The following is an 8,320-nucleotide window of genomic DNA, read 5'->3' as shown; positions in this document are numbered from 1 at the left end:
ACTCCAACCATCACACCTAACTGCTCCCCTGTCAAGAGATTCTTGATGAGAGTTCCCTGAGTATTTTGAGTTATTTCTAACTGACCAAAACTCAAGCCACCGCTCAATCCAATCAAATCTTGACCCAGAGTAAAATCAGCGATAATATCAAATCCTTGACCTGCTTTTAAGGCAAAGATATCGTTGCCGCTACCGCCAATCAAACTATCATTGCCCATGCCTCCGTCAAGGAGATCGTTGCCTTTGCCACCAGTGAGAGTATCGTTATCGGCGCCTCCGAACAGAGTATCATTTCCTGCACACCCTCCCAGGATATCTGCTCCTTCATCACCGTTGATTAAGTCATTACCTTCACCGCCGCAGATGGTATCCGAACCCTGTTGTCCAAACAGATTGTCATCACCTTGACTGCCAAGCAGGATGTCGTTACCTTTGCCTCCATATAAGATGTCATTATCCTTACCACCATCAATGAAGTCATCATCTTTGTTGCCATAAATGATGTCAATACCTTCGCGGCCATGTAAGAAGTCATTGCCTTTGCCTCCGAAGATTAAATCGTTACCCGATTCGCCAAGGATGATGTCGCTTCCTTCATCTCCGTAGAGAGTATCTTCATCTTTGCCTCCGGCGATGAAGTCGTTGCCTTGGTTGCCATTAATAATGTCATTATCGGCACCACCGTATAAGTTGTCATCTCCTGATTTGCCCTCGAATATGTTGGCAGCATCGCTACCTAGTAATTCATCGTTTTGGGCAGTGCCTATTTGAAGGCCAGATGCGCCGAGTATGGTGTTTTCAACAGAGTTGGGTCGGTTTAAGTTGGGATAGGTAATTTGGTCGCAGATGCAGTCATCGTCTGAGAGGTTATTAGTTATTGGCGTGGGGGTTGGTGTTTCCGATGGTGTCGGTGTTTCTGAGGCTGTTAGTGATGGGGTTGGTGTTTCCGAGGCTGTTAATGATGGGGTCGGAGCGATCGGTGGGGTGGGAGCGATCGGTGTTGGGGTGTCAGTGCCGGTTTCGGTGTCGGTTTCGGTGTCGATTTCGCCAGAGGTAGGTTCCTCTGGAACGATCGGGCTATTACCATCGATCGTCTCGACAACAGGGCGAACAGTGGGGTCATTAACCTTCACCTTCTCCATCCGAGCCAGAATCGCCTCTTTGGTGTTGTTAGCGAGGAACTGTTCAACTGTCACAGTGCCCGCAGCCAGTTCCGGCAGTCCCACCGCAATTTGACCTACAGACACCGCCTGCAATTTGGTGATGTCAAGAGCGATATCTTTGATGGGGCGACCGCTAGCGACGAGCTCCTTGACCATTTGATTGCCCAGAGCCATGATTTGAGCAGCGGCTTTAGCGGCATTCTCTAGCTGGGTTGGATTGATTTTTGGATCGGACTTTGCTGCTAGAGTAATGGCTCCTTGAACCATCGCTAAGATTGTTTCTGCTTTACCCAAATCTAAAGGAGTGCCGCCCTTAGCTTGATTGGCGATCGCGCCAATTGCCGCCCCCGCAAGTTGAGTCAGCGATAGATTACTTGCTCCATCAATAAACTTAGCTGTTTGGACAATAGTGTTTTGAACCTGAACGTCCAAGGCATAGACAGCTAAACCACTAGGTTCTTCATTAGCCATCGCTTCCTGAGAGTCATATAGACTCAACTTAACACCAGAGGGAATACCCAAAGCTGCTTTTACTTGAGTTTCTGCTTCTTCTAAAGAAATATCAGTTAATGCCAACTCCGCCACAAGCGTTGTTAAAGGAGTCACCATCATCGTGTTGGCTGTGGAAAACAAGGGCGTATCCAGGGGCAAATTCGTGGCTGTATCAGTACCGCCAATCGCTACTAGCTTCCCTTCACTGGGATCAAGGGAGTTATTTTTGTTAGTATCAAAGGTTTCAAGGGGAATCTCTATCTCATAGCTGCCATCTGCTTTGGTTTGAGTGAATGGCTCACTAGCATCTTGCACACCATTCAAGTTGGCATCAAAGAACAGAGTAGCGGTGCTAATGTAGCTGGCCTGTACTGTTCCCTGTTTTGCTCCAAACTCAAACTTGAACAGATTCTCTTTAGCTAAGTCGAACTCTTTTGTGATACCTAATGCACCAAATTCAGCCTTAGCCCGGGCATCTATCGAGCCTTTAAAGTTGAAAGATGCACCGGGATTATACAATATATCGCTCAGTTCATAACCGCGCAGTTTTCCATCTGGTGGAGTGCTACGATCCACCAGATCCATATCGATTGTGCCTTCGATTCCCCCTGTTACCTTAGCCGTAAGTACAGGGCTATTTAAACCAGCATACAGTTGCAAAAATGCTTTGAGCGTAGCTTCTGGTACATCGTCGCCGGTGCCGTCAGCGTTTTCTGTATCGCTGACATAAAACCCCTGCCAAAGATCCGCCAGATACCAATAACCATTGTTGGCTTCAAGGCTTTGAACTATCTTTTTAATACCGTTGGTGTCATAACCAATATCGATGGGACGAACTTTTAAATCTATACCACCCTCAATTCCCAATAACCCTGGAACGAGATCGTATCTCAACCCAGCTAGAGATAAATCTAATTCGGGCAGTTTGTACGTCATGATGGGAATGTCATTTCCAGCCAAGAGCTTTCCAGTGGATTCAGGATCGCTAAAGAGTGGAAAGCTAAGATTCTCGATTACCCCTGACAGTTTGTCCGCAACTTTACTCTTTTTATTTTGATCTTTTGTCCCGCTAACTTGGTTTTTTACCCCTGATGTTTTTTTCTGTTGCGTGAGACTGTTGCTTAATGCAGTCTTACGGTTTGTTTCCTTCTCCTCAAGCTCTTTGTACTTGTCTGCATATTCTTGAGCGTTGCTACTTAGTTTCTTAATTAAGTCATAACCTTGTGCTTCTTCAGTACCTGATTTGCTCCAGGTATAAGGTTGAAAACTCAGTGCAAAGTTATTACCATCTTTAGTAGATTCTTCAACTAATCTGCTAAACTCATCTACTTGAACAACAGCATTGACGTACAAAGAAGCAGCTTTTGCTTTAGGATCTCCTGACAATTCTGCCAGTTTGGTTGCGAGTTCCAAAATAGTGACTTTCCGATCAGAGTCACTATCAAAGAAAGAAGTCGTTCTGCCATCAAAATCTACACTTTTTAAGGCATTGTCAATTCCCGTAAAAATTTTAGTATCGCTTTTGAGGAAATCAATAATTGGTCGAATGGGTTTAAGGATACTCGAAACAAAACCATCATTGCCAAAAATTGGGTTGACAATATCTGTTATCGTTTTCCCTAAATCTAATTTGATGTTATGAAGCTTGAAAGAATTTGGATTTTCTTGTTTAATTTCTTTGCCGTTGCTGTAGGTTACTAGAGGCAAGTCAGTAGATAGGTCGAACTGGAAAGGTGGCGCGAACCAATACTTGTCTGTCACCTGACCGGCAAGATTGAGCGTCCCACCTGCTTTCAATTCAGACTCATATACCTGTTGAGTTTTAGCTGAAGAATAATTCTGTGCTATTTCTGTTGCAGTTAGTCCATAGCCATCAGAGTCATTTCCTGATCCATCAATATCGCGCAAATTTAATTGATAGTTTGCCAGAGATTGACTTAAACCTGTATCATCCGACTTGCCAGTAAATTCCACAGGCAAAAATCCCATGATACTGTTAGACAACTTATAACCGGCTTTGATTTGTTCTTCAGTTAGACTGGTGAGCTCTGTATATCCGGTGTCGATATACCATCCGAGTTCTGGTTTATATTCTAAGCGCACGTCCAGATCGTAATTCAATGTTGTAGAACTGCCACCTGCGCCATTGTCTTTAAATTTGATGCGGTCAAAGAGATTAAATCCCTTACTCCCCAGAGAAGTTTCTTCAAACTTTTCCTCTGCCTTGATCCGAAATTGTAACTTATCATTTGTTACTTCAAATTGAGAAATATCTAAAGAAAATCCCTGCGGTAAGACTGCTGTTAGCTTTTCTTTTAGCTCTTTGCCAGTCAGTTGAGGGTTCTCAACCAGTACATTCGCAAAGCTTTGACCCACCTTAGACAAACTATTCTGAAGTAAATCACTTGGAAATTTCCCAAAGAACGGTAGAGCGACATTTTTATTATCCTGGGCAGCCGAAGCTCCCAGTAAATCAAAAGCGAGTTGAGCCATACTCGCTCTTGACGGCTTACCGTTACTACTCTCAAAGATAATCCCCTGTGCAACACTATTGTCTAAGGTGACATTGCTTGGACCGCTTAAGATCAGTTTGAAGCGCTCGTTAAATTCAGCTTTGGAGTCGCCATTGATGTTAACGCGAATCGTTTTTTCAGTTTCTCCTGGTGCAAACGTTAAAGTTGGCTGTGGGTCGATCACCTGGTAATCTTTATCTAAAACTGTAGCAGTGCCATCCTGCGTGCGATAGCGAAGGCTAACTGGAGCTTGGGTTGTGCCGGGGCGATCGAGCTTGAGGTTAAAGATGGCTGAGGTAGTAGTCCCCTCTGCTCCTTCGGGGATTAGGACAACAGGGTCGATCGAAATGTTGGGTCTAGCACCGTCAGGATAGAAGGATTGTGAGTCATTAAAATCATCAATGACAACTGTCCCCTCCCCTACAGCCTTGACAAAACTATTACCCTTTAAAACAAGGCTAAACGTTTCATCACCTTCTGCTTTGGTATCAGGTTTAACGTAAACAAAGTCAGCCTCAAGCCCACGGAGTCTGTTTTTTTGGTCATCCGTTAACGACTTGGTGGTAACGGTGATAGTTTTGCTGGTTTGTCCCGGCTCGAAATCAAGAGCATTATATGGGTCGAGTGCGGTGTAATCATTGTCAGAATTATTACTATATATGTCAGAACCCTTGGCTGTACCATCTTTAGTTGTAAATCCAAGCAGTGCATTTGGTGGCAAGGGTTTAGAAAGAGTGACGGTAAATGTAGCGGTTCCCTTGTCCTCATCAATAATGGCAGTATCGCTAATCGTAGCTACTGGTTTGTCATCATCAACAATTGTTACTGTACCTGTATTTTTTGTCAGGGCGACATTAGTGGCATTGCTGAGAACAAGATTAAACGTTTCGTCAGGTTCAATCTCGGTGTCACCATTCACCAGCACTTTAATAGTTTTCTTTGTTTCTCCGGGGGCAAACTCAAGCTTGCCCTGAAGGTGCGTATAATCGATACCATTGTTTGCACCTGTTGTTCTGTAGTCAACCGTTACTGGAACGTTGAGCGCTTTTGCAAGATTGACCGTAAAAGTCGCTTCTTTTTTACCAGTGTCGCCCTCAGTCATGCTTACGGGCGCCTCATCAATCCAAAGGTCGATTCTGTCGTTAATCGTAATGGTTCCAGTATCTTTGGCAAGCGGGGCATTGACGGGATTGCTGAGAATGACAGAAAAAGTCTCGTCCGGTTCTTGCTTGCCATCGTTAATGATCGGAACCGATATGGATTTAGTGGTTTCGCCTGACGCGAATGAGACTGTACCAGCGGCGACTGGCTTATAGTCTTGATTCGCGATTGCCGTACCATCTTTGAATGCGTAGTTAACCGATACGTACTCTGTGCTGGGACTAGACAGCTTAATCTCAACATTAGCGACTCCATCTCCACTGCTGGAACCAACTATTTCCGCAACATTGATATCGGGAACAGAAATTGTCGGTTTGGAATCGTCATCGAGTACCGTTGCGATCGCATTGCCTTTATCTTGAGCGATGCTCCCATTAGTGCCATAGGTGTCAAGAATCAGCTTAAACTTTAAAGTGCTGTTTTCTTCAAATGCCGTGTCACCTCTTACTGGAATTCTAATCGTCTTACTGGTTTCACCTGGGGCAAATGTTGCGAGAGTCCGTTGAACCGGCTGATAGGCAGCCCCGATCTGACCATAAGAACTTACATTTTCAGTCCGATAATAGAAACTAATCGGTTGACTAGATGGCTTAGAGAGAGTAGCTGTAAAATTGGCTTGGGTAGAAAAGGTATTGTTATTCCCGTCAGCATTTCCCTCGTTCAGAGTAATATTTTCTACAGAAATTTCTGGCGGAGCATCATCGTTTTCTATGTATATACCCCGATCATTCCTATATAATGTAGACAATAAAGCATTCTCAGGATCACTGATGCGAACACCAAGAAACTCATCTTTTTCGTCAATGAGATCGCCTTTGATAGCTATATCGATCTTTTTCTTGGTTTCTCCGGGATTGAAGGTTATAGTTTGGAGTGGAATGGGGGTATAGTCCTCATTTGGCGTTGCTAAGTCGTTCACCCAATTTGGCCCATAATAAGTTTCAAACTTAACTTTGACCGGAACACTGCTCGGTTTGTCAAGGGAAATAGGAACGTAAGTATTAGAAATACCACTGTTTCCTTCTTGAACAGAGATCGGGGTGTCCAGGCGAGTTTCTAGGCTAAGTACAGGCTTATTGCTATCTTTGATTTTAGCTACCCCAGTCACTTTATTACTCAACGCAGCATTTTGAGCGTTGCTCAAAACAACTTTAAATGTTTCATCAGGATCCCATATATTATTATCTTCCAAGATTGGGACGGTTATAGTTTTTGTTTGTTCACCTGATGCAAATTTAATCGGAGTTTTGGCGATCGCTGTATAGTCTTTATCGGCTGCTTTTGCCGTGTCGTCAACGGTTACATAGTCAACCGTTACTGGTGTAGTGCTTGCTGTTGAAAGCGCAATGGTAAAGATAGCATTCGATCCCGTTTCATCAACTTCAATATCATTAATAGAAATTGTGGGAAGAACATTAACAGCATTTGTTGTCCAGTCCCAAGCACTATTTCCGCTTATCCCCGCATAATTATTTACTCCTAAATCTTTAATTGTACCGTTAGTAATCTCGACGTAGTATTGTGTGTTTAGCTCCAAGTTAGCAGTTGGGTTAATGGTGAGTTGGCTGCCACTAATCGTGACATTATTTGCTCCGACAGAAATGGTTTCAAAAACGGAATTATTAGACTTTCGCTTGATGACAATATTGCCCGTGCCTTTTTGAATGGGTTCGCTGAAATTGACAACTAAATTACTGGCAACTGCAACAGCCGTAGCATTATGAGTGGGAGTGAAACTTGTTGCTGTGGGTGCAATTTTATCGGCAATAAAGTTCCAAGCATCATTGTCGTAAATTTCTGCAAAATTATTCCCCGTTAAGTCTTTAATTGCTCCCCCGGCAATTCTAACGAAATAGTCCGTATTTGGGGCTAAATCTGCCGTTGGATTAATCGTGAGTTGGTTTCCACTAACGGTAATTTTATTGTCCGTAACTGGAATGCGTTCAACAAGGGAATTATCAGATAGTTTCCTGATACTAATATCGCCCGAGCCTTTCTGAATAGGTTCGCTGAAGTTCACTACTAAATTCGCAGAAACGTTGAGATTACGAGCATTATCGGCAGGGGTAAAACTTATGGCTGTGGGAGCAATTGAGTCAATTGTTTGAAATTTCCAGTTGCCGTTACCACTAATTCCAGCAGAAGAATTTCCAGCTAAGTCTTGAATAGTACCACCCGAAATTTCTACATAGTAATCGGTCTTTTCAGCTAAACTAACTGTTGGTTTAATTTTTAACTGACTGCCACTAATAGTGGCATTGTTACCCGTAACCGGGATAGTTTCCACAATGGAATTATCCCCCATTTTTTTGATAACAATATTTCCTGTTCCTTTGGCAATTGATTCACTGAAAGTGACTACTAATTCTCCATCAGTAGCAACACTATTAGCATTATTAATCGGTGTTAAACTGTTAATTCTTGGTACGGTTATATCTGGATAAACACTGTTATTTTTGTACACTTTGGTTATCGACGAACCCATCAACACAAAGTCTTGTTTTCCGTCTCCGTTATAGTCGGCCCAAGCTACAGAACTACCACCAACACCGGGCAAAGAAATACTGGTGTCTTCTGTAAAACCACTCCCTGTATTTTTGTACAATTTGGAGGTTCTAACAAAATTTGCTCCATAACCTGTCAACAGGAAGTCCTGTTTTCCGTCTCCGTTGTAGTCGGCCCAAGCTACAGAACCCTCCTGAACACCAGGCAAGGAAATAGTGGTGTCTACTACAAAACCACTCCCTGTATTTTTGTACAGTTTGGATATTTCACCTGAAGCTGAATTACCTGTTAATAGAAAGTCCTGTTTTCCGTCTCCGTTATAGTCTGCCCAAGCTACGGAACTTCTGTAAACACCAGGTAGGGAAACAGTGGTGTCTTCTACAAAACCACTCCCTGTATTTTTGTATAATTTGGATATTTCACCTGAAGCTGAATTACCTGTTAATAGAAAGTCCTGTTTTCCGTCTCCGTTATAGTCTGCCCAAG

At 43.3% G+C, this 8,320-nt stretch carries 1 protein-coding gene; it reads right to left on the bottom strand.

Features of this window, described 5'->3' with window-relative positions; genetic code table 11:
- The coding region (locus QUB35_RS36885; RefSeq protein ID WP_333147711.1) for a Calx-beta domain-containing protein at positions 1–8,320 on the bottom strand (8,320 nt) is incomplete at both ends.

Origin of the sequence: Microcoleus sp. B13-B6, assembly GCF_036705405.1 — a bacterium.
Classification (GTDB): domain Bacteria; phylum Cyanobacteriota; class Cyanobacteriia; order Cyanobacteriales; family Microcoleaceae; genus Microcoleus.
Note: the sequence above shows the minus strand (reverse complement) of the source record. Positions and strands in the feature narration are given on the sequence as shown.